Raw genomic sequence first — 24825 nt, 5'->3', positions numbered from 1 at the left:
CAAACGGCGCGGTTTGCCCGCGCCGTTTGCTTGTTCTGAGTTGCAGATTACTGCGCTGCTGCTGGAGCGGGCGCAGCATCTGCGGCAGGCGCGGCACCGTCGGCGGGTGCGGCGGCGCCACCATCAAGCTGCTGGCGCAACTGCTCGGCGCGATCCTGCAGAACCTGCTCCAGGGCGTTTTCGCCGCTGGTTTCCTGGCGGAACTGGTCAAAGGTCAGCGAAGCGTCGCCATCATAGGCGGCGGTGAAGCCGGCGAGGTTGATCTCGATCACCAGATCTTCGTTCTGGCGGTTCTTGGCGGTCAGCTTGAGCGTGCTGCCCTTCTTCAGGGAATTGACATAGGCCTCGTTGATCACGAGCTGGGTCGCGCAAGAGGTGGGGTCACACAGCATGAACGGCACGCGTACCGGCTTGGAGCCGTCGATCTGCCAGGTCAGGCCGAAAGGGAGCAGCACGCCGAGCGGCACGGCTGCGACGGCCAGCAGGCGGCTTTCCTGACCGGGATCATCACGCAGCAGGAAGGAACCCAGGAATTGCCCGTTTGCCAAGACGACCTGACGCATAATGCAGGCCTTCTGGTTGTTGGGCAGCGGATCGCAAACCTTGAGCCAGTTCTGCGTGGGACCGCCCGCTGCTGGAGCGGTTGCAGCTTCGGCGGGAGCTGCCGCATCCGGCGTAGCTGGAGCTTCGGCTGCCGGAGCAGCTGGAGCGGGAGTCTCCTGCGCAAAGGTGGAGAGAGGCGAGAGCAGAAGCGCTGCCGCGGTAATTCCGGCTACGAGAGGTTTCCTGAAGATCATAAACGTTCCTTGGCTTTCTGGCGGAGCCGGTGACGAGGGTGCCACCCAATTCTTGGTAGCCCTTCAAGTGCTGAAATCGGGCAATAACATGACGTTCTTGCCAAAGGATTATGCGGCGCCTCTCACCCTTGGGCTGCGGCGAGCTTGGCGAGGCGAGACAGGATGGCCGCAGCACCCTTGAGGCGAGCCTCGGGAGTGGGCCAGTTGCGGGCGAAAACGAGTTTTTGGTCGGGCTTGACGCGAACCTGACTGGCAGGATCGGCAACCATTCGCACCAAAGCCGTTGGATTGGGGAATTCGTTGTTGCGCAAGGTTAATACCGCGCCCTTGGGACCGGCATCAACCTTTTCCACATTGGCCTGGCGGCACAGAGCCTTGACCAGAATGACCTTGAGCAGCGCTTCGACTTCCTCGGGCAAAGGACCAAACCGGTCAATGAGTTCGGCGCCGGCGGCGTCAATCTCACGGATGTCGGTCAGGTCACCCAGACGCCGATAGAGCTGCATGCGCAGCTGCAGGTCAGGGACATAGTTTTCCGGGATCATCACCGGCATGCCCAGCGAGATCTGTGGGCTCCACTCGTTGGTGTCCTCGTAATCGGCGTCGCCGTTCTTGAGATTGGCGACAGCTTCCTCAAGCATAGCCTGGTAAAGCTCGAAGCCGACTTCGCGTATATGGCCGGATTGCTCGTCGCCGAGGAGATTGCCGGCGCCACGGATGTCGAGATCGTGACTGGCGAGCTGGAAGCCGGCGCCCAAGCTTTCGAGCGACTGGAGCACGCCCAGACGCCGCTCGGCAGTGTCAGTCAGCTTTCGATCGGGCGGCACAGTGAAGAGTGCATAAGCGCGCGCCTTGGCCCGGCCGATACGGCCGCGGATCTGGTAGAGTTGGGCGAGGCCGAAATTGTCGGCGCGGTGCACGACCAGCGTATTGGCATTAGGGATATCGAGTCCCGATTCGACGATCGTCGTGGCGACCAGCACGTCGAACTTGCCATCGTAGAAGGTGTTCATGATGTCGTCGAGTTCACCCGGCGCCATCTGGCCATTGGCCACGACGAAGCTAACTTCGGGCACCTGTTCGCGAAGGAAATCAGCTATTTCCGCCTGATCCTTGATGCGCGGCACGACATAGAAGCTCTGGCCGCCACGGTATTTCTCGCGGAGCAGTGCTTCGCGGATCGACAGGGGATCGAATGGCGAAATGAAGGTGCGGATCGCGAGGCGATCCACCGGGGGGGTTGCGAGCAGTGACAGGTCGCGTACGCCCGTCAGCGCAAGCTGCAGCGTGCGCGGGATGGGCGTTGCGGTGAGCGTCAGGACGTGGACATTGGCTTTGAGCTCCTTGAGGCGCTCCTTGTGGCCGACGCCAAAGTGCTGCTCTTCATCGATGATGAGGAGGCCCAAATCCTTGAACCTGATGGTCTTGGACAAGAGGGCATGGGTGCCGATGACGATATCGACCTGCCCATCGGCGAGCCCTTCCTTGGTCGCCTTGAGCTCGGCGGCCGATACCATGCGCGAGGCGTGGCGCACCTTCACCGGCAGGCCGGCAAAGCGCTGCGAGAACGTCTTGAAGTGCTGGCGAGCGAGCAAGGTCGTGGGCACAACCACGGCGACCTGCTTGCCCGAGAGGGACACCGCGAAAGCGGCGCGCAGCGCCACTTCTGTCTTGCCAAAGCCCACATCGCCGCAGACCAGGCGGTCCATGACCCGACCGGAGGTAAGATCATCGAAGACTGCCTCAATGGCGGCCATCTGGTCTTCGGTTTCCTCATAGGGGAAGCGCGCCGCGAACTCGTCATAAGCGCCCGGGTTGATCTCGACCACATCGGCATGGGTGAGCTGGCGCTCGGCCGCAATCTTGATGAGCTGTTCCGCCATTTCGCGGATGCGCTTCTTGAGGCGACCCTTCTTGGCCTGCCAGGCCACGCCGCCCAGCTTGTCGAGCGCGGTGTTCGCATCGTCGGCGCCATAGCGCGACAGCAGCTCAATATTCTCGACCGGCAGGTAGAGCTTGGTGTCGCCGGCATATTCCAGCTCCACGCATTCGTGCGGCGCGCCGCCGGCTTCAATGACCTTGAGGCCGAGGAACCGCCCGATGCCGTGATCCACATGCACGACAAGGTCGCCGGCCGCGAGGCTCGCCGCCTCGGTTAGCGCGTCGCTTGCCTTCTTTTTGCGCTGAGGTCGCAGGATGCGCTCGCCCAGAATGTCCTGCTCGGATAGAACGAGCAGGTCCTTGGTTTCGAACCCGGTTTCGAGCGGCAGCACCACAAGCGAGGTCGTGGCGGCGCTAGTGGTTTCGGCGTCGCGCCAGTTCTCGGCGAGGCGAGGGTTCGTCAGTCCATGGTCCTTGAGCACCTGGGACATGCGGTCGCGCGTGCCCGCGCTCCAGCAGGCAATGACCGTGCGACGACCCTGCCGGCGTTCGGCTTGGAGGCGATCCACCACGGCTTGGAAGAGGTTGGTGTCGGTGGCCTGCCGCTCGGCGGCAAAGCTGGGTGCGATATGGCCGCCTGCATCGTCGGCGCCCTTGGTGTTAGGCGACAGAAAGGGCGAGAGCTGGATAACCGAGGCGCCGGCGAGCTCATAGGGATGCTGGTCAACGGCATAAAGCAGCTCGGGCTTGACCGGCTTGTAGGGCGCCCCTGCCCCGGCTACCGGCTTTTGCGTGCGAGCGGATTCACGCGCCTCGTAGTAATCGCGGATCTGGGTGACGCGCTCGCCATAGGCTTCGGCCGCCTGGTCATCAAACACAAAGGGCGCGTCCCCCGTAAAGGCGGAGAGCATTTCCAGGTGCTCGTAGAAAAACGGCAACCAGTGTTCGGTGCCCGAATAACGCGCGCCGCCGCTGACGCTGGCATAAAGCGTGTCGTCGACCGTGTTGCCGCCAAAGGCGGCGGTGTAATTCTGCCGGAAGCGACGGATTGTTTCTTCGTTGAGCACCAGTTCGCTCATCGGCGTCAGATCAACGCGCTTGAGCGTGCCGGTGGTGCGCTGGGTATCGGCGTCGAAGGTGCGGATGGATTCGAGCTGGCTGCCGAAGAAGTCGAAACGCAAGGGTGCTTCGGCACTGGCGGGGAACAAGTCCACGAGGCCGCCCCGGACGGCGTATTCGCCCGACTCCCGGACCGTCGGGACACGCAGATAGCCATTATTGGCAGCCCAGGCGATGAGCTTTTCGCTGTCGACGATGCGACCGGTCACGGCCGAAAACGACATGCCGGCAACCACGTCCCGGGGCGGCAGGCGCTGGATCAGGGCATTTACGGCGGTAAGCACCACCACGCCACGCTCATTGCCGGCCGTGAGTGCGGCCAGCGTGTTCATGCGGGCGGCGATGGTCACATTGTTCGGCGATACGCGGTCGTAAGGCAGGCAGTCCCAGGCGGGGAGTGTCAGCACGGTATGACCGGGCAGCATGGGTCCCAGAATGTCGGCGATGCGCTGCATGCGGCGGCCATCGCGGGCCACGAAAACCAGGCTCGTGCCGTCCTCGGGCGCAGCCTTGAGGCGCTGCTCGACCAGCTTGGCCAGCACCATGGGCTGCATGCCATCGGGCACATTGGAGATGATACGGCTGGGACGAACCACGGGTTTTTGTTCGTTCATTTGGCCATGCGGCTCCTGTGATCGGCGATAACCCGGCCTAAAAAGTGGAGGTCCACACCTGCCGGCGGGGCTTCCTGGTCGAGCACCCATTTGAGCAAAGGGGGATCTTCCTCATCGAGGAGCGCTTCGAAGCGGTCGAGATCCTCGGCGCTCAGCGTATCGACATGCCGATCGGCAAAGGGGCCGAGTACAAGATCCATCTCGCGGGTGCCGCGATGCCAGGCGCGGTAGCGGATCTTCTTGCGGCGCATGGTAATGTCCTCACCGGCAGTCATTTGGGCGCCATGATCCTGGTTGCGGTTGATTGAGCGGGCTTCTTATCGTCAATAGGGTGGCTTGTCAGCAGGACTCGTCCCTCGCGCTGTTTCAGGAATTCGCCGTTGTCCCGTCCAAGTTCGCTTGATCCACTGTTTCGCTCGCTCCACGCGATCAAGGGCGTCGGCGACAAGCTGGCGGCTTTGTTGTCGCGCTTTTTCGGGGCGCCGGAGGGGCAGGAAGCGATTGCGCTCGATATCCTGATGCATATGCCTTCGGGCGTCGTGGACCGCTCCCGACAGGTAGGTATTGCCGAGGCTTATCTCAACCAGATCGTCACCTTGCGCCTTCACATCGACCGGCACCAGCCCCCGCCGCGGGGCAAGCCGCATGTGCCGCACCGGGTATTTGCCCACGACCAGAGCGGGGACGTGCAACTGGTGTTCTTTCGCGCCCAAGGCGGCTGGGTGGAGAAGGCGCTGCCCGTTGGTGAGGAGCGCTTCGTTTCCGGGCAGATTGGGTTTTTCAACGGCGAAAAGCAGATCACCCATCCCGATTATATCGTGGAAGCCGACAAGTTCGATACGCTGCCGCTGGTCGAGCCGGTGTACCCCCTCACCAATGGGCTGAGCTCCAAAGCGCTGGCCAAGCTGGTGCGGCAAGTGGTGGAAACAGTGCCGGCGCTGCCTGAGTGGATCGATGATGCCATCATAGCGGAGCGGCGTTGGCCCAGCTTTGGCGAGGCAATGCGCGCGGTGCATCTGCCCGCCAACCCGGCTGAAGCGGAGTTGTGGTCCCCGGCCCGCATGCGGCTGGCTTATGACGAATATCTCGCGGGGCAACTGACGCTGCAACTGATCCGCTCGAGCATGGTCGCCGCGCATGGGGTGGCACGCCAGTTCACCGGCGGGATTACCGAGAAGGTCACTGCCGCGCTGCCCTTTTCGCTGACCGAAGGGCAGCAGCTGGCAGTCGAGGATATTCGTGCCGATCTCGCCAAGCCCGAGCGCATGTCGCGGCTGCTGCAGGGGGATGTGGGCGCGGGCAAGACTGTGGTGGCGCTGATGGCGATGGCGGCGGTGGCGGAAAGCGGCGCGCAATCGGCGATGATGGCGCCAACTGAACTCCTGGCGAACCAGCATTTCCGCACCCTCAAGCCGCTTTGCGAGGCGGCGGGGCTGGGGTGTGAGCTGCTGACGGGCAAGATGCCGGCGGGGGAGAGGCGGGCCATCCTCGCCCGGATCGCGAGCGGCGAGACGACTATTGTCGTCGGCACGCATGCCCTGTTCCAGTCGGGCGTGGTGTTTCATGACCTGGGCCTCACCGTGGTGGACGAGCAGCATCGCTTCGGCGTGCATCAGCGGCTCGCCCTATCCGACAAGGGTCGGCATACCGATCTGCTGGTGATGACGGCGACGCCGATTCCGCGCACGCTGGTGCTCACCCATTTCGGCGACATGGCGGCGAGCGTGCTGCGGCAAAAGCCCAAGGGGCGGCAGCCGATCGACACCGCTGTGCTCCCGATCAAGGATTACGGGCGGGTGGTGGCACGGCTCCAGGCGCGACTAGCCGAAGGGGCACAGGCCTTCTGGGTTTGCCCGCTGGTGGAGGAAAGCGAACATCTCGAGGTCGTGGCGGCCGAAGACCGGTTTGCCGAGCTGCGCAAGGTGTTCGGCGATCAGGTGGCGCTGGTGCATGGCCGCATGAGCGCGGCAGCAAAAGACGAGGTGATGAGCCGCTTTGCCGCCAATGAACTCAAGCTCCTAATCGCAACGACGGTGATCGAGGTGGGCGTCGATGTGCCCAATGCCAGCATCATGATCATCGAGCATGCCGAGCGGTTCGGCTTGGCACAATTGCACCAGCTGCGCGGGCGGGTGGGGCGCGGCTCGCAGCGGTCGGCGTGCCTCTTGCTCTACAAGGAGCCGCTGAGCGACACGGCGCGGGCCCGGCTCGATACGATCAAGGGCACGGAAGACGGGTTCGAGATCGCCGAGCGCGACCTGGAATTGCGGGGGCAAGGCGATGTGCTTGGCACGCGGCAATCAGGCATGCCAGGTTATCGCCTGGCGGTGCCCGATGTGCACCGCCACCTGCTGGATTTTGCCCATGAGGATGCCAAGGCGGCGCTGGCGGCCAATCCTGGACTTGTCGGTGAGCGCGGCGAGGCACTGCGCACCCTGCTCTACCTGTTCCGCAAGGATCAGGCGATCCAGCTGATCCGGGCGGGCTAGCCTTATTCCACCGTCACCGACTTGGCGAGGTTGCGGGGCTGGTCCACATCGGTGCCCATGAAGACAGCGGTGTGATAGGCCAGCAGTTGCACGGGAATACAGGCGAGGATTGGCGCGACGAAGCCGTCGACATGCGGAATCTCGATGATGTCGGCCACGCCGTGACCGACAGTTTTGGCGCCCTCCGCATCGGTGATTAGAATGATCTTGCCGCCGCGGGCCGCTACTTCCTGCATGTTGCTCAGGGTCTTGTCGACCAGCTCGTCCGACGGGGCGACGACGATCACCGGCATGTCCTCATCAACCAGGGCAATGGGGCCGTGCTTGAGCTCGCCTGCCGCATAACCTTCGGCGTGGATGTAGCTGATTTCCTTGAGCTTGAGCGCGCCTTCCATGGCGATAGGGAACATGGGACCGCGCCCGAGATAAAGCACGTCCTTGGCCTTGGAGAGACGCTTGGCAATGTCGCTGATCTGCCCTTCGGCAGCCAGGGCCTGCGAGACGGCGGCAGGCAAGCTGATCAGGGCGCGCACGAGCTCGGCTTCACGCTCGGCGCTGAGCACGCCACGGGCACGGCCGGCGGCAATGGCAAGGCTCGCTAGCGCGGTCAGTTGCGCAGTCAGCGCCTTGGTGGAAGCCACGCCGATTTCGGGGCCGCAGAGGATGGGGAACACCACGCCCGATTCCCGCGCGATGGTGGATTCGAGCGTGTTGACCAGCGAGGCGACATGCTGGCCCTCACGTGCGCAATAGCGCAAGGCGGCCAGCGTGTCGGCGGTTTCACCGGACTGGGAGATGAAGAGGGAGAGCCCGCCCTGCTCCAGCGGTGGTTCGCGATAGCGGAACTCGGACGCCACATCGATGTCGACCGGCAGGCGGGCAAAGCGCTCGAACCAGTATTTGGCGACGGCCCCCGCGAGATAAGCCGTGCCGCAGGCGCTGATGGTGAGGCGGGTCAGGTCAGCGAAGCTGAACGGCAGGGTTTCGCGCAAGGAGACCGCTTCGGCGCCCATATCCACATAGTGGCTGAGCGTGTGGGAGATGGTTTCGGGCTGCTCGTAGATCTCCTTGGCCATGAAGTGGCGGTGATTGCCCTTGTCGACCAGGAGCGCAGAAGTTTGGGAAATCTGCTGCTCGCGCTGCACAATGGCGTCGCGCCCGTCGCGGATGGTGACGCCCTCAGGAGTGATCACGGCCCAATCGCCGTCCTCGAGATAAGTCAGGCGCGAGGTGAAAGGCGCCAGCGCCATGGCGTCGGAGCCCAGATACATTTCGGTCGTGCCATAGCCGATGGCGAGGGGCGCGCCGTGCCGCGCGGCGATCAGCAGGCCGTCGCGATCCTTGAACAGGAAGGCCAGCGCAAAGGCACCGCGCAGCTGCTTGAGCGTGCGGGCTACGGCCAGTTCGGGATCGGCGCCATTGTCCAGCTCGCGGCTGGTCCAGAGCGCCACCGATTCCGTATCGGTCTGGGTCTTGGGCAGGTAGCCGTCCTTGGCGAGATCGGCCAGCAGTTCGCGAAAGTTCTCGATAATGCCGTTGTGGACCACCGCGACACGGTCCGTCGCATGAGGATGGGCATTTTGCTCGGTGGGTGCGCCGTGGGTGGCCCAACGAGTGTGGCCGATGCCGATTTGGCCGCCCAGGGGCTCGAAAGCAAGCTTTTGCGCGAGATTGCCAAGCTTGCCTTCCGCTCGCCGCCGGGTGATCGCACCCGCTTCCAGGGTGGCGACGCCGGCGCTGTCATAGCCGCGGTATTCGAGGCGTTTCAGCGCATCCACGAGCCGGGTGGCGACGGGTTCGCTGCCGACAATGCCGACAATGCCGCACATGCTATTTTCCCTTTGCCGCTTTTTTGGCGAGCGCCTGCTCGCGCAGCCGCGGCGCATAGCCGGGCTTGTTTTCCTGACGGGCGCGGCCAAAGGCCAGCGCCTCTGCGGGCACGTCCTCGGTGATGACGCTCCCCGAGGCCGTGTAGGCGCCATTGCCGATGGTGACGGGGGCCACCAGGGAGGCGTTGGAGCCGATAAAGGCATTGTCGCCGATCACCGTCTTGTCCTTGTTCACCCCGTCATAATTGCAGGTGATGGTGCCGGCACCGATATTGGTGTTCGTACCGATCTCGGCATCCCCGAGATAGCTGAGGTGCCCGGCCTTGGTGCCTGGGCCGATCCGCGACTTCTTCACCTCGACGAAATTACCGAGATGAACCTTTTCCCCGATCTCGGCGCCGCCGCGAATGCGAGCAAACGGGCCAATGCTGGCGCCCTCGGCAATCACGGCATCCTCGATGTCACAGAACGCGCGGATTTCCACATTGCTGGCGATCTTGACCCCGGGGCCGAAGACCACATTGGGGAAGATCGTAACGTCCTGGGCGATCTCGGTGTCGTAGGAGAACCAGACGCTGTCGGGATCGCGCAGCGTCACGCCGGCGCGCATGAAATCGTCGCGGCGTACCTGCTGGAACAGCTTTTCGGCATGCGCCAACTGGCGGCGATCATTAACGCCCATAACGTCGTTTTCCGGCGCCACACCGAAACCGACGCGTTTGCCGGCCTTGTTGGCCAGCTCTACGAGATCGGTCAGGTAGAACTCACCCTGGGCATTGTTGGTCTCGACCTTGTCGATGAGGTCGCGGAACACTTCAGCCCGGAACGCCAGGATGCAGGCATTGCAGAGGCCGATGCGGCGCTCTTCTTCCGTCGCATCCTTGTGCTCGCGGATCGCAACCAGCTGGTCGCCCTCAGTGATGAAACGGCCGTAGCCAGTGGGGTCGGCGGGCTCAAAGCCCAAAACGGCCACGTCGAGCCCGGCATCAAGGCGATCTAGCACGAGGCGGAAGTTTTCTCCGCGCAACAGCGGGTGGTCGCCATACACCACGGCAACATAGCCTTCGGCGCTGTTGAACAATTCGCGCGCCATTGAGGCGGCGTGTGCGGTACCCCGGGGCACGTCTTGCTGGAAATGAGTGACTTCAGGATCGATGCGCGACACCGCATCGCGGATCGACTGGTGTCGCGGCCCGGTGACAAGCGCCATCCGCTGGGATCCGGCCGCACGGGCGGCGCGCACCACATGGCCGACTACGGGCAATCCCCCCACGGGGTGTAGAACCTTTGGGATTGCCGAGCGCATTCGGGTCCCCTCGCCCGCCGCAAGAATGATCGAAAGCAGTTCAGTCATGATCGTCTTCTCCGGACCGCGTTGTTGGGAACACGCGTTGGCAGGAAATTATGGCAGGCAAGCGTTGGCGAAGCGATAACAACGCCGCAGTGCTAAGCTCCATTAACCGCGCGATTCGGCGGGCGGCAAGAGGGCTGAAGTGGCTAACCCTTCCGGGCATTTTCGGCAATCGGACGTAACACGCTGGGCTATCATAGCCCTGGTGTGCAGCGCCCTGGCCGTATTGGCCGCGAATGTGTCGGCCCTGTTGCCCCCTAGCGTGCTCAACGGCCTGCATAAATCGCGGCTTGAGGGCGCCAGTCTCGAGCAGTTGCAGGACCAGGTTGCTGAGCTCAATTCCGAGACCGTGCGGCTGCGCCGCGACAATGGAACGCTGTTGAACCGCTTTGCCCTGCAAGAGCAAGCGGGCCGCCAAACAGTTCAGCGCGTTGGGGCACTTGAGGTCAGCGTGCCCAATCTCCTCGAAGCTCTGCCGGCAGGATTGGGCATTGATCGCGAGGCGGTCACGGCCTCGGTAGGGGAGGATGGAAGCGTTGTAGAGGAAGCCCAAGGCGGCTCAGTGCGCATCCGGCGAACCCCGCTCCCGGCGCTGCCGAGTTTATCGCCCAACCAACCCTTGCCGGAGCGGCTCGGCGTCCAGCAAGCCGCCACGGGCGAGGGGTCGGCGTTCGGCGTGGCTGTGGGGGATGCGATCGCGCCTGCCGAAGCAAACGCCGCCTGGCGCGAACTGCAAGATAAGGTGGGACCGCTGTTGCTCGGCCTTGTTCCGCTGCTGGGACAGCAAGCGGGGAGCGAACAGGAGCGCATCATTGCGGGTCCGATGGGCGAAGAAGGCGAGGCAGCAGCGCTGTGCGCTCGTCTGCAACAGGTATCCATTGCCTGTTCACCGGCACCATATCGCGGTACAGGTTTGTGATTGCGGTTGACAGCGGGCAGCCACTGACTATGTTCCGCCGCAACGCCGCAAGGCGTCCCCTTTGGTTTGTGCCGGTAGCTCAGTGGTAGAGCATTCGACTTTTAATCGAATGGTCGAGGGTTCGACCCCCTCCCGGCATACCATCTTTCTTATCCACGTCACTTATATGCTGAGTTAAGCTCGGTGTGCAGAGCCGAAGGGCTAGGCGCAATGTGTTTGGCGCGCGTGGACGTGCTCATTGAACGGAGGCGTGCGTGGCGACGATGTATCTGGTGCAGGCGTTCAAGCAGGTCGGCAAAAAGCTCGTGGCCGAGCCGGTGCAGCAGGTCAAGAGCGGGGACAAGGCCTTGTTGACAGCCGAACGGCTGGCCCCTTCACGCGCTGGGGTCATTGCGTTTTCCCAGGAAGTCGACATCGAAACCGACACCTATGACGAGCCCCGCGTGCTGGTTCGGCTCGGCACCCTGCCCCCGGGGTTGCTTGAAGGCTAAGTGTTTTGGCAGCCTTGATTTGCGGCGCAGGAAACTTGAACGCTCGTTTCCCGTTGTGTCGACAACAAGCAGAAAGGCATGTGCATGAACAGGCGTGTGATCGGGGCGATCATTGTTGTTGTGGTTATCATTGCGGTGGCAACATTGGTGTTTACCGGTGTGAACCAGGCTCCCAGCGGCGGCGCGGGAAATACTGAACTCGAAAATGTCGAAGCCGGCGAATCCGAAGGCCCCTCCAATCCGGGTGGCCAGTAGCGGCAGCCTACCAGAGCCGCGCTTTACCTCGCGGTGAGATTCGGCTGCTAGAGCTGGGCGGGTATTGATCGGCACTTCGATCAGCATCCCTCCATCAGCCGGACTTCTCCGTGTCGCAGGAAAATATCGAACTGATCAAAGTCTGGGTGGCGACGGCGCTTGTTTTCGCCGTCGGCACCTTGGTCATGCTGTATGTCATCCTGCTGCTGAGGCGCTACGGCGGCGACCTGTCACTCATCGGCAACCTGCCCCTCGCGTCTCCTCCTGGAATGGTGCCGCTGCTGGCGGATCCGCGGTTGTTCGTGATCCTGGTCGCGGCCCATGTCAGTGCCAGCGGCGTGGCCCTGTTGCTGGCGAGCCAGACGATCGATCTGGCCCTTTTGATCGCGGCGAAGGCCATGACGGTGCTGATCGTGGCCCTGCTTGGTTGCTGGGCCGGGCAGACGGCCTATGAGCAACTCACGGACGGCGCGGCGATATCCACAGCTGGGCTACTGCCAATGGCGATTGCGCTAGCTGCATTCGCCGCGCTGTCGACAATTCTCAGCATGGCGTCGCTGCGAGCGCTGGGCAATCTGCGGTTTCTGGTGGCAATTGCTGCTATCCTCGCTGCCCCGATGATCCTGAACGCCGTATAGGCTTAGGCGGCCAGCGTCACCACCAGCGCACCGCGGGGCGTGGCTACCACTGTATGCTCATATTGCACGCAGGGGGCCGACGGTTTGCTGACCAGCGTCCATTCGTCGTCTTCGGATTTCTGCTCCGCCCAGCGGCCACCGAGCGACAGGAAAGGCTCGATGGTGAACACCAAGCCATTGGTGATGCGGCGGCGTTCGGAGCGGTCCGGCCAGGTGGCGATTTCACCGGGTTCGTCGTGCAGGCTATCACCCACGCCGTGGCTGGCGAGATTGCGGATCAGGGTGTAGCCGCCTTTCTTCGCGAACTTGCCGATGGCATTGCCGATCTCGTTGAACCCGGCGCCGGGCTTGACGGTGCGGATGCCGGCCCACATCGCCTTCTTGCCGTCGCGGCAAAGGGCATCGAGCCGGGCGTCCCCCTTGCCCAGCACGAAGGACGCGCCAGTATCGGCAAAAACGCCGTTCTTTTCGGCCGAGACGTCGATATTGACGAGGTCGCCCTCCCGCAGGACGCGCGTGCCGGGGATGCCGTGGGCGATTTCCTCGTTGACGGAAATGCAAGTGGCGCCGGGGAACTCATAGGTGATCTCGGGTGCCGAGCGCGCGCCATGCTCAGTGAGAACGGCGCGGCCGATGTCGTCCAGCTCGGCCGTGGTCATGCCCGGCCGCATGGCCGAGCTCATTGCGTCGCGGGTGATTGCACAGATGCGGCCGATTTCCTTGAGGGCTTGCAGCTGCTCTTCGGTGCTGACGGTCATGCCGATCCACCCTTGTTGGCATGGAAATAGGCGAGCAGGCCCTGGGTGGAGCTGTCATGCCCGTCGGCGCCGGCAGTGCCTTCAACCTTGGGCAACAGCGCCTTGGCGAGTTGCTTGCCAAGCTCGACGCCCCACTGGTCATAGGAGTTGACGTTCCAGATCACACCTTGGGTGAAGACCTTGTGCTCGTAAAGAGCGACGAGCGAGCCCAACATTTCGGGGGTGAGCTGGGGATAAAACAAGGTGTTGGATGGCCGGTTGCCCGGGAAAATCTTGTGCGGAGCCAAAGATTTGATCGCTTTTTTGTCGAGGCCCTGTGCCTTGAGTTCAGCCACAACCTCTTCTTCGGTCTTGCCCAGCATCAGCGCTTCGGACTGCGCCAGCACATTGGCCACGAGCTTGGCGTGGTGGGGCGGCATGGACTCGTGTGGGCGGGCAGCAACGAGGAAGTCGGCGGGCACGACATCGGTGCCTTGGTGGATCAGCTGGTAAAAGGCGTGCTGGCCATTGGTGCCCGGCTCACCCCAAACGATGGGGCCGGTGGACCACGCCACGGGCTTGCCGCTCAGGGTCACCGATTTGCCGTTGGATTCCATGTCCTGCTGCTGCAGATACGCGGGAAACCGCGACAGGCGCTGGTCATAGGGCAAGACGGCGTGAGTGGAGAAGCCCCAGACATTGCGGTACCAAACACCCAGCAAACCCATGATAACAGGCAGGTTTTTCTCAAGTGGGGCGGAGAGGAAGTGCTGGTCCATGGCGTCGGCACCGCTCAGGAACGCGGAGAAATGGTCGTAACCGACGGCAAGGGCGATCGGTAGGCCGATGGCCGACCAGACGGAATAACGACCGCCGACCCAGTCCCAGAAACCAAAGATGCGATCCTCTTGGATGCCGAAGGCGGCGCAGGCGGGGATGTTGGTGGAAACGGCGGCGAAGTGGCTGGGGACGGCTTCCTCGCCCAGCGATTCGGCCAGCCATTTGCGGGCGGAGCCTGCATTGGTCATGGTCTCGTCGGTGGTAAAGGTCTTGGAGGCAACGATAAAAAGCGTTGTCCCCGGGTTGAGGCGCTTGAGCGTGTCGTGAATATGGGCGCCATCGACATTGGAGACGTAGTGCGCGCGCAAGTCGGGACGGGTATAGGGCTCGAGCGCGAGGGTCACCATGGCGGGGCCGAGGTCGGAGCCGCCGATACCGATATTGACGACATCGGTGAATTGCTCGCCGGTATGGCTGCGGATCTCGCCGGAGCGGATGGCGTCGGTGTAGGTCTTGATGGCCGCAAGCACTGCGCGCACGTCCGGCATGACGTCCTTGCCATCGACAGGAACAGGCCTGTCCCCTTGATATCGCAGGGCCATGTGCATGACCGCGCGGTTCTCAGTGAGGTTGATATGCTCGCCCTCGCACATCTGGGTGCGGCGCTCTTCGAGGCCTGCGGCGCGGGCGAGGTCGAAGAGCGCGGCCATGGCTTCTTCGTCGATGCGGTTCTTGCTGTAGTCGAGCAGCAGGTCGCCCGCACGGGCGGAAAAGCGCTCAAAGCGGTTGGGATCCTCGGCGAATTGCAGCCGCATGGGCTGGGTTTCAAGCCGCTTGCGATGCTTGCCGAGGTCGGTGAAGCTGGCCTTGCGCCCTGATTTCGCCATGAAAATGAACCCTTTCTGAACGTCAAATAACCGGCAGATCGCCCGCCGCCCAAGCAGCGCGAGTTTCGGCGGCAAAATCGGCGAACCGACCCGCCTCGATTGCCACGCGAGCACCACTCACCAGTTCTTGATAGTAGGCCAGATTGATCTGCGAAAGGATCATGGCCCCCAAAATTTCCTCCGTCCGCACCAGATGGTGAAGATAGGCTCTGCTCCAGCGGCGGCAATTGCGGTTGGGAGACTGCTCGTCGATGGGACGAGGGTCATCCTTGTGGCGCGCGTTCTTGAGGTTGATGACGCCAAAGCGCGTGTAGACATGGCCGTGGCGGCCGGCGCGGGTGGGGTGGACGCAATCGAACATGTCGATGCCCCGGCCGATGGCGCCCAGGATGTCGTCGGGCTTGCCGACGCCCATCAGATAGCGTGGACGGTCGGTGGGCAGTTCGGGGGTGATTTCGTCGAGGACGCGGAACATCACTTCCTGCGGCTCGCCGACGGCGAGGCCGCCGACGGCATAGCCATCAAAGCCGATGCTGCGGAGGCCGGCGGCGGAGCGGGCGCGGAGTTCGGCGGAATCGCCGCCCTGAACGATGCCGAAGAGGGCGCGATTGGCCTGATTATTGAAGGCGGTCTTGGAGCGGTCGGCCCAGCGCAGGGACAGCTCCATGGCGCGCTCCATCTCCTTGTACTCGGCGGGGAGCGCAATGCACTCGTCGAGCTGCATGATGATGTCGCTGTCGAGGAGCGTCTGGATCTCGATCGAGCGCTCGGGGGTGAGCTGGTGGGCGGAGCCATCGATATGGGATTTGAAGGTGACGCCCTGTTCGGTCAGCTTGCGCAGCTGGGCCAGCGACATGACCTGAAAGCCACCGCTATCGGTGAGGATGGGGCGCTGCCAATCCATGAAGTCGTGCAGGCCACCCAGCGCCGCGACGCGCTCGGCGCCGGGGCGCAGCATCAGGTGATAGGTGTTGCCGAGGAGAATATCAGCGCCGGTTTCCCGCACCTGGTCGGGATACATGGCCTTGACGGTGCCGACCGTGCCCACGGGCATGAAGGCGGGCGTCTGGATATCGCCGCGGGGCGTATCGATGCGGCCCCGGCGGGCGGCGCCGTCGGTGGCAGCAAGGGTGAAGGTGACCTGTTTCATGGCGCTGGGTTGTAGTGGGTTGAACTGCGAGTGGGAAGAGCCCGTCGTCGTGCCACGCCCTCGTGGTTCGAGGGTCGCTGCGCTCCCGCCTCACCATGAGGGCTACGGAAGCTGAAGAGCAAGGGGTTCGAAATTCCCGATTGCCCTTAGGGTGAGGCGCTAATTCTGGTCGAGCCTGCAGCAAGAGGGGCGTGGAACTCGGGCGAGCACTATTGCGCTCGCAGCAGCAGCGATGAGTCGCCGTAGGAATAAAAGCGATAGCCGGTGTCGATGGCGTGGCGATAGGCGGCCTGCATGGTGTCGAGCCCGCTAAAGGCGCTGACCAGCATGAAGAGGGTCGATTTGGGCAGGTGGAAATTGGTCATCAGCAGATCGACGCAGCGGAACTGAAAGCCCGGGGTGATGAAGATGTCGGTATCGCCCACAAAGGGGGCGAGCGTGCCGGTGGGGCGGGCGGCTGACTCAAGGAGGCGCAGGCTTGTGGTGCCCACGGCGACCACGCGGCCGCCGGCGCGCTTGGCGGCAAGGATGCGCTCGACGGTCGGGGCGTCGATCTCGCCCCATTCGGCATGCATCACATGGTCTTCGGTGTCTTCCGCCTTCATGGGCAGGAAGGTGCCGGCGCCGACATGAAGGGTCACGCGCTCGATGGTGACGCCCTTGGCCTCAAGGCGGTCGAGCAGGTCCTGGGTGAAATGGAGCCCGGCGGTGGGAGCCGCCACGGCACCGTCTTCGGCGGCATAAACGGTCTGGTAGTCGGTCTTGTCGCGCTCCTCGAGCGCGCGCTTGGCCCCGATATAGGGGGGCAGCGGCATGGCGCCATGGGACTTGATCGCTTCATCGAGCTGAGCGCCACTGAGGGCGAAGCGGAGGATGATTTCGCCGCCATCGCCCTTGCCCGCAACGGTGGCGCGGAGCGGCTCGGTTTGGCCATTGCCCAGCTCGAGCTGGTCGCCGAGGGCGAGGCGCTTGGCGGGGCGGGCGAAGGCGCGCCAGGTGCTGGCATCGTCGCGCTTGTGGAGGTTGAAGGAGACGGAGGCGCGGTTGTCGCCGCGGATGCGGGTGCCGCGCAGTTCGGCCGGCAGGACGCGGGTGTCGTTGACGACGAGAACATCGCCGGGGTGGAGGAGGTTAAGCAGATCGGGGATGTGGCGGTCGGAAAGGCCGTGCTGCGGGTCCACGACCAGCAGGCGCGCGGAGTCGCGGGGTTCGGCTGGGTGGAGGGCGATGGAGCTTTCGGGGAGCTCGAAATCAAAATCGGAAACGCGCATGCGGGGGGATTAGCATGGGGGTGGGGGGGGCGGAAGGGTGTTGGGCGTCGCGGGGGTGCCACAGGAACCCGGTTCGCGGGACGGCCGGCACCCCACCCTCCATCCCTCCCCTCAAGGGGGAGGGAGAATGAGCACTGAGGGTGGTGGGTGGGGGAACGTCCTGTTTGTGATGGGGCAAACCTCAACACCGAACTTGCCGCACGGCCTGAACCCCCACCCTTGATCCCTCCCCTCAAGGGGGAGGGAGACGACGGCACTGAGATAGGTGCTTGTGCAGCTATCGGCATCAGAGGGATCGGTGCAACAGCACGGCGGCGCCCTCCCCGGCCCTCCCCTCAAGACGGAGGGAGGACACAGCGCTGAGTGTGGTGGGTTTGGAACTTTCTTTTTGTCCTGGAGCAAACCTCAACACCGAGCTTGCGGCACGGCCTGAACCCCCACCCTTGATCCCTCCCCTCAAGGGGGAGGGAGACGATGGCGCTGAGATAGGTGCTTGTGCGGCTATCGGCATCAGAGGGATCGGGGCAACAGCACGGCGACCCCCTCCCCGGCCCTCCCCATAAGGGGGAGGGAGGCAAGAGCACCGAGGGTGGTACTTGGGGCTGGAAGCGAGGCTGCAGACACAAAACGGGCGCCCTGGTGGGGCGCCCGTGGAAGTTGGTCAAGAAAAATGCTTAGGCGGCGATGTCGGCGGCGACTTTGACGGAGTTCATCTTGTCGGGGTTCTGGACGGGTTCGCCGCGCTTGATCTGGTCGACGTTTTCCATGCCGGAAATGACCTGGCCCCAGACGGTGTATTGCTTGTTGAGGAAGGACGCGTCGTCAAAGCAGATGAAGAACTGCGAATTGGCGCTGTCAGGGCTTTGGGCGCGGGCCATGGAAACGGTGCCGCGGACGTGGGGCTCGTTGTTGAATTCCTGCTTAAGGTCCGGGTACTTGGAGCCGCCGGTGCCGGTGCCGCGGGGGCAGCCGGTCTGAGCCATGAAGCCCTCGATCACGCGGTGGAAGACGATGCCGTCGTAAAAGCCTTCACGCGCCAGCTTCTTGATGTGGGCGACGTGGTTGGGGGCGAGGTCCGGGCGCATCTGGATAACGACTTCGCCCTTGGTGGTGTCAATGACGAGGGTGTTTTCGGGATCGGCGTAATCGGCCATGGTTTTCGCTTTCGTTGATTGATGGGGCGGGATGTAAGGGCATTGGGCGGCGGGTGCAACCGCCTGACGGTTCACGCGGCGCTGCCGTGGTGATGGGTCTCAGGATGGATCCCGGCTCGAGGCCGGGATGACATCGCGTGCGTGGAGGCCCGAAGGGGCAGCCCGGTTCGAGTTACTTATATTCGATCTTGGCTTCGACGATCTTGTCGGGGTTCTCGACCTGGCCATTGGCCGACTTTGGGCCTTTTTCGAGGGCGTCCACGGCTTCCATGCCGGAAACGACCTTGCCGAACACGGTGTATTGCCCGTCAAGGAACGAGGCATCGCCGGTGGTGATGAAGAACTGGGAATTGAAGGAATTGGGGTTCTGCGAGCGGGCAGCACCCACAACGCCGCGGCCAAAGCTTTCGCTGTTGAACTCGGCTTCGACGTCGGGCAGTTCCGAGCCGCCCATGCCGGTGCCGGTGGGATCGCCGGTCTGGGCCATGAAGCCCTCGATCACGCGGTGAAAGACGAGGCCATTGTAGAAGCCCTCATTGGTCAGGGTGACCACGCGCTCGACATGCTTGGGCGCAATCTCGGGCAGCAGTTCGATATCGACCACGCCATCTTCAAGCGTCAGCAGCAGGTGCGGGGTGCCGCTGGGCGTTTCCTGGGCAAAGGCGGGAGCCGCGCCGAAGGCGAGAGTGGCAAGCGCCAGGGCGCTGAACAGGCGGCGAGTCGGGCGAAAAGCATTGGTCATCTGGATTGCAGAGCCTTGAGCACAATGGGAGGAACAAAGGCGGCGATATCGCCGCCCATTTCGGCAATTTGCCGCACCAATGTGGCCGAGATGTGCCGCACGGGCGGGCTGGAAGGCAGGAAGACGGTCTGCAGATCGGGCGCCATCTGGGCGTTCATGCCCACCATCTGCATCTCGTAATTGTAGTCGGTGGTGTCGCGCAGGCCGCGGATGATGAGCTTGGCGCCGTGTTCGCGGGCGGCATTGACCATGAGGCCGGAGAAATCAACGACACGAAACTCGGTATCGGTGCGCTTGCCGATGGGCGCGAGCACCTGGTTGAGCAAGGCCAGTCGGTCGGCATGGGCAAAGAGCGGCGACTTCTTGCCCGGATTGATGCCAACGGCGACAACCAGGGTATCCACCAGCTTGCAGGCGCGCTCGATCACATCGAGATGGCCATTGGTCACCGGGTCGAACGATCCGGGATAAAACCCTACCAGCCTGCTCATGTGCCCCTCCGCGCAGTTTTGGGGTTTGTGTCACGGGCGGGGGCGGAGTGCAAGAATGACGAGGCCGGCAAAGGCGAGCAGAAGCAGCACGCAGGCGCCGGCAATAAACGCAGCGGCGTTGCCCCAAAGGGTGGCGATGAAGCTGCCGACAAATGGCCCGGACAGCATGATGGCGGTGGTAACGGCCTCACCCGCGGCCGACACGCGGGCGATGCGGTCGGGCGGAGTTTCAGTCTGGATGATCGTGCGATAGGGCACGAGCATGAAAGCCGTGGAGCCGCCCATAACCGCCATCAGCGCGAGGTAAGCCGGGAGCGGCAGGCCCAGTTCGAGCGCGGCGCCAAGGCCGAGCGCACCGACCGCCAGCCCAGCTATGAGCGCGCCGCTGATCATGCTGGCGAGCGGGTTCTCCGGAGGCATCCGGGCGGCCAGCACGGCCCCCAACAACCCGCCAAGGCCGGAACAAGCCAGCGAGAAACCCAGGGCGGATGGTCCATAACCGAGATCATCGAGCAGCAGGGCAATAAAGGTGTCGTAGAGAAAGAACGCGAAGAACGCGATGGCGGAGAACACCAAGGCGGTCAGCAAGAGGCGGCTGCGGCCGAACTCGCTGACTCCGGCGAGGAGCGCCACCGAGAAGCGTTCCGGGGTGGTGGTGGGCTGGCGCGAGGCGAGTTGCAGCGGGAGCACGAGAAGCGCGGCAAGAAGTGAGAAGCCGGCATTGACGGCAAAGACGCCCTGGGGCGAGAGCGCAGTCAGCAAGAGCCCGCCCAAGGCCGGCCCGAGGATCTTGGAGCCCTGGTTGATGGCGTGGTGGAGGGCATTGGCATGCGGCAGGAGGTCGGCCGGGGTGGAGGCCTGAATGGCGGACTGGCGGGCGGGATTGAAGGCAGAGTCGATGCAGCCGCGGACGAAGACCAAAAGGAGCACAACTGCCGTGTTCGGGGCGATCAGGAGGGCTGAGGTGGCGAGGGCGCGGGCGAGATTGCTCCAGAACAAGACGCGCCGGAGCGGCAGGCGATCCACATAGATGGCCAGCACCGGCCCGGCAGTGAGATAGGGGAGCGCCAGGCAAAGCGCAAAAAGGGCGAGTGCGAGTGGGCCTTGCTGCCAGGTAAAGACGAGGAGCGCCACCACTGCGGCGTAATCGAGCCAGTCGGCGAAGTCGGCAGGCAGGCTCGCGAGCGCCAGCCAGCGGGGGGCAGGCAGCGCCAGGAGTGTTCGATACCCCGGCGCTGCCCGCATGTTTGGTTATTCGCCCGAGGGGGCGATGGCGTCGCTGCCGTCGACTTCGCCGGGGTCGTCGCCTTCGGGCTCGCTGATGCGTTCCACGGAAACGACCTTTTCACCCGCGCCGGTCGAGAAGATGCGCACGCCCTTGGAGGCGCGGCTCGAGAAGCGGATGCCGTCGACCGGGACGCGGATCAGTTGACCGCGATCGGACACGAGCATGAGCTGATCGCTTTCCTCCACTGGGAAGGACGCAACGAGATGGCCGATCTCGTCGAGCTTGCTTTGGTCGGTAGCGCGGATGCCCTTGCCGCCGCGGTTGGACAGGCGGAAATCGTAGGAAGACGAGATCTTGCCGAAGCCCTTTTCGTTGACGGTGAGGACGAACTGCTGGGCGGCGTCCATTTCCGCATAGCGCTCGACGGACAGTGCGGTGACGCCCACATCCTCTTCGCTGTCCTCGCTGCCGGTGAGCTCGACCTCGGCCTCTTCACCGGTCGCGGCACGGCGATTGGCGCCGTATTGCTTGATGAAGGTGTTGCGCTCGGCCGGGGTGGCCTCGAAGTGCCGGAGGATCGACATGGAGATAACGGTATCCCCCTCGCCCAGCTGCACGCCGCGCACGCCGGTGGAGTCGCGACCCTTGAACACACGCACATCGTTGATGCCGAAGCGGATGGCCCGGCCCAGTGCGGTGGTGAGCATGATGTCGTCGGTGGCGCTGGCCGTTTCGACGGAAACGATGCGATCGCCCTCGTCGAGCTTCATGGCGATCTTGCCGTTGCGGTTGACCGAGGTGAAATCGGCCAGCGAATTGCGGCGCACCGTGCCGCGCGAGGTCGCGAACATGATGTCGAGATCGGACCAGGTGGCCTCGTCCTCGGGCAGCGGCAGGATGGAGGTGACGCGTTCGCCCTGCTCGAGCGGCAGGATGTTGATCAGCGCCTTGCCGCGGGCATTGGCGGCTGCGAGCGGCAGGCGCCAGACCTTGAGCTTGTAGGCGATGCCGCGCGAGGTGAAGAACAGCACCGGAGTGTGGGTGCTGGCGACAAAGAGGCGCGAAACGAAATCCTCGTCGCGGGTCTGCATACCCGAGCGGCCCTTGCCGCCGCGGCGCTGCGCCCGGTAGGTCGAAAGCGGCACGCGCTTGATGTAGCCGCCATGGGAAACGGTGACGACCATGTCTTCGCGCGCGATCAGGTCCTCGTCGTCGAAATCGGCGAGGCTGTCGGCGATTTCGGTGCGGCGGGGGGTGCCAAACTGGTCGCGGATGGCAACCAGTTCGTCGCGGATGATGTCGATCACGCGCTCGCGCGAGCGCAGGATATCGAGGTAATCGCTGATCTCGGCGCCAAGGCCGTTGAGTTCTTCGCCGATTTCGTCGCGGCCAAGGGCGGTGAGGCGGGCGAGGCGCAGCTCGAGGATGGCGCGGGCCTGTTCCTCGGAGAGGTTGAAGGTGCCGTCCTCGTTGATGCGGTGGCGTGGATCATCGATCAGCGCGATGAGCGGGGCTACATCGGCAGCCGGCCAGCGGCGGGTCATCAACTGCTCGCGCGCGGTCGCGGGATCGGGCGCCGTGCGGATCAGGGCGATGACTTCGTCGATATTGGCGACGGCGACGGCCAGGCCAACCAGGATATGGGCGCGGTCACGGGCCTTGTTGAGGAGGAACCGGGCGCGGCGCGTCACGACTTCATGGCGGAAGGCGATAAAGGCCTCAAGGATTTCCTTGAGGGTCATCAGCTGCGGCTTGCCGCCATTGAGCGCCACGAAGTTGCAGCCGAAGGAGGATTGCAGCTGGGTGTAACGGTAGAGCTGGTTGAGCACGACGTCAGGCAGCGCGTCGCGCTTGATCTCGACCACGACGCGCATGCCTTCGCGGCTGGATTCGTCGCGCATGTCGGAGATGCCTTCGATGCGCTTGTCGCGCACGAGTTCGGCGATCTTTTCCACCAGCGTCGCCTTGTTCACCTGATAGGGCAACTCGGTGATGATGATGGCTTCGCGTTCCTTGCGCACTTCCTCGATGGCAACCCGCCCGCGCACCAGAACCGAGCCGCGGCCCGTTTCATAGGCGGCGCGAATGCCGGCGCGGCCAAGGATGATGCCGCCGGTCGGGAAATCGGGGCCGGGCAGAACTTCGAGCAGGTCGTCGACCGTGGCTTCGCCATTGTCGAGCAGGATCAGCGCGGCGTTGATGGTTTCGGCTAGGTTGTGCGTCGGGATATTGGTGGCCATGCCCACCGCAATACCGCCGCCGCCATTGACCAGCATATTGGGGAAGCGGGCCGGAAGCACGGAAGGCTCGCGCTCGGAGCCGTCATAGTTGTCGCGGAAATCGACGGTATCCTTGTCGAGATCGTCGAGCATGCTGTTGGTGATGCGCTGCATGCGCACTTCGGTGTAACGCATTGCGGCGGGCATATCGCCGTCGACCGAGCCGAAATTGCCCTGCCCTTCCACCAGCAGCTGGCCCATGGAGAAATCCTGGGCCATGCGCACCAGCGCCATGTAAACCGACTGATCGCCGTGCGGGTGGTATTTACCGATAACGTCGCCGACCACGCGGGCGGACTTACGATAGGGCTTGTTCCACTCGTAGCCATTCTCGCTCATCGAGAACAGGATGCGCCGGTGCACGGGCTTGAGGCCGTCGCGCACGTCGGGCAAGGCCCGACTCACGATCACGCTCATGGCGTAATCGAGATAGGATTTGCGCATCTCGTCGGTGATGGAGATGAGGGCGATATCGTCGGAGGGCGGGGGCGCGCCGGTTCCGGTGTCGGGCGTATCGGTCACGGTATCGATTCGGGTTGATTCAGCTGAGTAGTAAATAGGTGATTTCGCGCGAAATTACCAATCGTGGCGGTGGGACCCCTTGTCGCCGGGCATTGATAAGGTGGGGGGCGGTATAAGGCAGGTGCCTTCTTACAAGTCCGCTGCGCGCTCATTAAGTCTGGGGCGAGGGCCAAGTGCCGGGCGGCACCTGCCTCACGCCCGAACAAGGAGCACGATGATGAGCCGTTTTGCCGACAAAACAGTGCTGGTAACCGGGGCCGGTGGCCAGTTGGGCCGGCTGGTGGTGGAGGAATTGCTGGCCAAGGGGGCGCGGCGGATCATTGCGGGCTCGCGCGAGCCGGGCAAGCTGGCAGAATTCGAGGGACGCGAGGTCGAATTGCGGCAAATCGACTTCGATGACCCCGATCTGGCCGCCAAGCTGGACGGCGTCGAGCGCATGCTGATGATCAGTACGGTCGCGGCAAACCGGGCCGAGCAGCAGCGCGCAGCCGTGCAAGCGGCCCGCAGCGCTGGCGTGCAGCACATCATCTATACCTCAGCCCCCAATCCCCGGCCGAACGCCAGCGCCGGGGGCATTGCCGATCATTACTGGACCGAGCAGGCGGTGGCGGCATCGGGGCTCGAGTTCACTGTGCTGCGCAATCACATCTATGCCGAGGCGGTGCTGATGGGCGCCGCGGGAGCGCTGCGATCGGGGCAAATGTTCGATGCCACGGCGGGCAAGGGCCGTGCTTATGTGAGCCGGGCCGACTGCGCCCGCACCGCGGCGGGCGCGTTGCTCGAGGCGCAAGGGCAGAACATTTTCGATGTGACCGGCCCTGCCCCGGTGACCCAGGAAGAAGTTGCGCGTCTGCTCAGCGAGCTGTCCGGCAAGAGCATTGCCCGGATCGGGGTGACGCCCGAGCAGTTGCTCGAAGGCATGCTGGCAGCGGGCCTGCCGCCCTTCATGGCCAATCTGCTGGTGGCGTTTGACCGCGATGCTGCCGAGGGTCACCACGCCATTGTTGCCGACACGGTGGAGCGGTTTACCGGCCGCGCGCCGCAAAACCTGCAAGCGGTGCTGGCCCTGCACCGCGAGAGTCTGGCAAGTTAAGCCAGCGCTTTTCCAAGCACACACCAACAACATTGCGCCCAGCACTACAGTGGCTGCTGGACGCAACTGCCGCAAAGCCGTAGAAATCGCGCCAATTCGTCGCCTTAT

Annotated in this window: 20 protein-coding genes and 1 tRNA gene; 7 read left to right on the top strand and 14 right to left on the bottom strand. The window is 63.7% G+C overall.

The window, feature by feature from the left end:
• Positions 1-47: 47 nt before the first annotated feature.
• The 3 genes from ELX51_RS05925 to ELX51_RS05915 all read right to left on the bottom strand — a co-directional run bounded on the left by ELX51_RS05925 (position 48) and on the right by ELX51_RS05915 (position 4686).
• The gene (locus ELX51_RS05925; RefSeq protein WP_127752654.1) at positions 48-797 is read right to left on the bottom strand and encodes an invasion associated locus B family protein; all 750 of its coding nucleotides are present in this window, start codon (positions 795-797) and stop codon (positions 48-50) included.
• Between the two features lie 122 nt (positions 798-919).
• The gene (mfd, locus tag ELX51_RS05920; protein ID WP_127752653.1) at positions 920-4411 is read right to left on the bottom strand and encodes a transcription-repair coupling factor; all 3492 of its coding nucleotides are present in this window, start codon (positions 4409-4411) and stop codon (positions 920-922) included.
• Complete coding sequence (locus ELX51_RS05915) at positions 4408-4686, bottom strand: succinate dehydrogenase assembly factor 2 (RefSeq protein ID WP_127752652.1); 279 nt, start codon at positions 4684-4686, stop codon at positions 4408-4410. Before ELX51_RS05915 ends, mfd begins: the two co-directional genes overlap by 4 nt.
• Before the next feature lie 105 nt (positions 4687-4791).
• Here ELX51_RS05915 and recG point away from each other — a divergent pair, with 105 nt between their 5' ends.
• On the top strand, positions 4792-6900 hold the full coding sequence (recG, locus tag ELX51_RS05910) for an ATP-dependent DNA helicase RecG (protein ID WP_127752651.1): 2109 nt from the start codon (positions 4792-4794) through the stop codon (positions 6898-6900).
• A 2-nt stretch (positions 6901-6902) separates the two neighbouring features.
• Here recG and glmS read toward each other — a convergent pair whose 3' ends face one another.
• Together glmS and glmU are read right to left on the bottom strand one after the other, a co-directional pair.
• Positions 6903-8729: a glutamine--fructose-6-phosphate transaminase (isomerizing) gene (gene glmS, locus ELX51_RS05905; RefSeq protein ID WP_127752650.1), complete on the bottom strand. Its 1827-nt coding sequence runs from the start codon at positions 8727-8729 to the stop codon at positions 6903-6905.
• A 1-nt stretch (position 8730) separates the two neighbouring features.
• Positions 8731-10083, bottom strand: coding sequence for a bifunctional UDP-N-acetylglucosamine diphosphorylase/glucosamine-1-phosphate N-acetyltransferase GlmU (gene glmU, locus ELX51_RS05900; protein WP_127752649.1), 1353 nt, complete (start codon positions 10081-10083; stop codon positions 8731-8733).
• Positions 10084-10222: 139 nt separating this feature from the next.
• Between glmU and ELX51_RS05895 the strand changes: the two genes are divergently transcribed.
• From ELX51_RS05895 to ELX51_RS05880, 5 genes are all read left to right on the top strand, one after another.
• Entirely contained in the window at positions 10223-10999 is a 777-nt protein-coding gene (locus tag ELX51_RS05895; protein WP_127752648.1) for a hypothetical protein, read from the top strand.
• Positions 11000-11067: 68 nt separating this feature from the next.
• Positions 11068-11142 (top strand) — tRNA-Lys (locus ELX51_RS05890).
• A gap of 120 nt (positions 11143-11262) precedes the next feature.
• The gene (locus ELX51_RS05885) at positions 11263-11490 is read left to right on the top strand and encodes a hypothetical protein (protein ID WP_127755187.1); all 228 of its coding nucleotides are present in this window, start codon (positions 11263-11265) and stop codon (positions 11488-11490) included.
• Between the two features lie 84 nt (positions 11491-11574).
• The gene (locus tag ELX51_RS19985) at positions 11575-11745 is read left to right on the top strand and encodes a hypothetical protein (protein ID WP_164854774.1); all 171 of its coding nucleotides are present in this window, start codon (positions 11575-11577) and stop codon (positions 11743-11745) included.
• Positions 11746-11855: 110 nt separating this feature from the next.
• Positions 11856-12383 carry a hypothetical protein gene (locus tag ELX51_RS05880; protein WP_127752647.1) on the top strand — a complete coding sequence of 176 codons (528 nt, stop codon included), beginning with the start codon at positions 11856-11858 and terminating at the stop codon, positions 12381-12383.
• 2 nt (positions 12384-12385) lie between these two features.
• Here the strand turns inward: ELX51_RS05880 and map are convergent, their stop codons facing one another.
• The 9 genes from map to gyrA form a co-directional block, all read right to left on the bottom strand.
• Positions 12386-13141 (bottom strand): type I methionyl aminopeptidase, encoded by a 756-nt coding sequence (gene map, locus ELX51_RS05875; RefSeq protein WP_127752646.1) that lies wholly within the window; start codon positions 13139-13141, stop codon positions 12386-12388.
• On the bottom strand, positions 13138-14787 hold the full coding sequence (gene pgi / locus ELX51_RS05870) for a glucose-6-phosphate isomerase (RefSeq protein ID WP_127752645.1): 1650 nt from the start codon (positions 14785-14787) through the stop codon (positions 13138-13140). Before pgi ends, map begins: the two co-directional genes overlap by 4 nt.
• A gap of 22 nt (positions 14788-14809) precedes the next feature.
• Entirely contained in the window at positions 14810-15937 is a 1128-nt protein-coding gene (gene tgt / locus ELX51_RS05865) for a tRNA guanosine(34) transglycosylase Tgt (RefSeq protein ID WP_127752644.1), read from the bottom strand.
• A 209-nt stretch (positions 15938-16146) separates the two neighbouring features.
• Positions 16147-17208: a tRNA preQ1(34) S-adenosylmethionine ribosyltransferase-isomerase QueA gene (gene queA / locus ELX51_RS05860; protein ID WP_127752643.1), complete on the bottom strand. Its 1062-nt coding sequence runs from the start codon at positions 17206-17208 to the stop codon at positions 16147-16149.
• A gap of 674 nt (positions 17209-17882) precedes the next feature.
• Positions 17883-18362: a peptidylprolyl isomerase gene (locus ELX51_RS05855; RefSeq protein ID WP_127752642.1), complete on the bottom strand. Its 480-nt coding sequence runs from the start codon at positions 18360-18362 to the stop codon at positions 17883-17885.
• A 172-nt stretch (positions 18363-18534) separates the two neighbouring features.
• Positions 18535-19104, bottom strand: a complete 570-nt coding sequence (locus ELX51_RS05850) for a peptidylprolyl isomerase (protein WP_127752641.1) — start codon at positions 19102-19104, stop codon at positions 18535-18537.
• Positions 19101-19595, bottom strand: a complete 495-nt coding sequence (gene coaD, locus ELX51_RS05845; protein ID WP_127752640.1) for a pantetheine-phosphate adenylyltransferase — start codon at positions 19593-19595, stop codon at positions 19101-19103. Before coaD ends, ELX51_RS05850 begins: the two co-directional genes overlap by 4 nt.
• A 30-nt stretch (positions 19596-19625) precedes the next feature.
• Positions 19626-20840: an MFS transporter gene (locus ELX51_RS05840; protein WP_127752639.1), complete on the bottom strand. Its 1215-nt coding sequence runs from the start codon at positions 20838-20840 to the stop codon at positions 19626-19628.
• 6 nt (positions 20841-20846) lie between these two features.
• Positions 20847-23624 (bottom strand): DNA gyrase subunit A, encoded by a 2778-nt coding sequence (gene gyrA / locus ELX51_RS05835; protein WP_282567573.1) that lies wholly within the window; start codon positions 23622-23624, stop codon positions 20847-20849.
• A gap of 217 nt (positions 23625-23841) precedes the next feature.
• On the opposite strand from gyrA, the gene ELX51_RS05830 reads away from it, so the two are divergent.
• Positions 23842-24717 carry an SDR family oxidoreductase gene (locus tag ELX51_RS05830; RefSeq protein ID WP_127752638.1) on the top strand — a complete coding sequence of 292 codons (876 nt, stop codon included), beginning with the start codon at positions 23842-23844 and terminating at the stop codon, positions 24715-24717.
• Positions 24718-24825 lie beyond the last annotated feature (108 nt).

The sequence above is a fragment of the Devosia sp. 1566 genome (assembly GCF_004005995.1).
Taxonomy (GTDB): domain Bacteria; phylum Pseudomonadota; class Alphaproteobacteria; order Rhizobiales; family Devosiaceae; genus Devosia.
The sequence above is the reverse complement of the archived record's forward strand: the minus strand, read 5'-3'. Positions and strand labels throughout refer to the sequence as shown.

Excerpts from the sequence above, each read along its gene's own strand:
- ELX51_RS05840 (WP_127752639.1), bottom strand. The coding sequence starts at position 20,840 with ATGCGGGCAGCGCCGGGGTATCGAACACTCCTGGCGCTGCCTGCCCCC.
- ELX51_RS05925 (WP_127752654.1), bottom strand. The coding sequence starts at position 797 with ATGATCTTCAGGAAACCTCTCGTAGCCGGAATTACCGCGGCAGCGCTT.
- ELX51_RS05885 (WP_127755187.1), top strand. The coding sequence starts at position 11,263 with ATGTATCTGGTGCAGGCGTTCAAGCAGGTCGGCAAAAAGCTCGTGGCC.
- ELX51_RS05850 (WP_127752641.1), bottom strand. The coding sequence starts at position 19,104 with ATGACCAATGCTTTTCGCCCGACTCGCCGCCTGTTCAGCGCCCTGGCG.
- mfd (WP_127752653.1), bottom strand. The coding sequence starts at position 4,411 with ATGAACGAACAAAAACCCGTGGTTCGTCCCAGCCGTATCATCTCCAAT.
- map (WP_127752646.1), bottom strand. The coding sequence starts at position 13,141 with ATGACCGTCAGCACCGAAGAGCAGCTGCAAGCCCTCAAGGAAATCGGC.
- ELX51_RS05830 (WP_127752638.1), top strand. The coding sequence starts at position 23,842 with ATGAGCCGTTTTGCCGACAAAACAGTGCTGGTAACCGGGGCCGGTGGC.
- queA (WP_127752643.1), bottom strand. The coding sequence starts at position 17,208 with ATGCGCGTTTCCGATTTTGATTTCGAGCTCCCCGAAAGCTCCATCGCC.
- ELX51_RS05915 (WP_127752652.1), bottom strand. The coding sequence starts at position 4,686 with ATGACTGCCGGTGAGGACATTACCATGCGCCGCAAGAAGATCCGCTAC.
- tgt (WP_127752644.1), bottom strand. The coding sequence starts at position 15,937 with ATGAAACAGGTCACCTTCACCCTTGCTGCCACCGACGGCGCCGCCCGC.
- ELX51_RS19985 (WP_164854774.1), top strand. The coding sequence starts at position 11,575 with ATGAACAGGCGTGTGATCGGGGCGATCATTGTTGTTGTGGTTATCATT.
- pgi (WP_127752645.1), bottom strand. The coding sequence starts at position 14,787 with ATGGCGAAATCAGGGCGCAAGGCCAGCTTCACCGACCTCGGCAAGCAT.
- ELX51_RS05855 (WP_127752642.1), bottom strand. The coding sequence starts at position 18,362 with ATGGCCGATTACGCCGATCCCGAAAACACCCTCGTCATTGACACCACC.
- glmS (WP_127752650.1), bottom strand. The coding sequence starts at position 8,729 with ATGTGCGGCATTGTCGGCATTGTCGGCAGCGAACCCGTCGCCACCCGG.
- coaD (WP_127752640.1), bottom strand. The coding sequence starts at position 19,595 with ATGAGCAGGCTGGTAGGGTTTTATCCCGGATCGTTCGACCCGGTGACC.
- glmU (WP_127752649.1), bottom strand. The coding sequence starts at position 10,083 with ATGACTGAACTGCTTTCGATCATTCTTGCGGCGGGCGAGGGGACCCGA.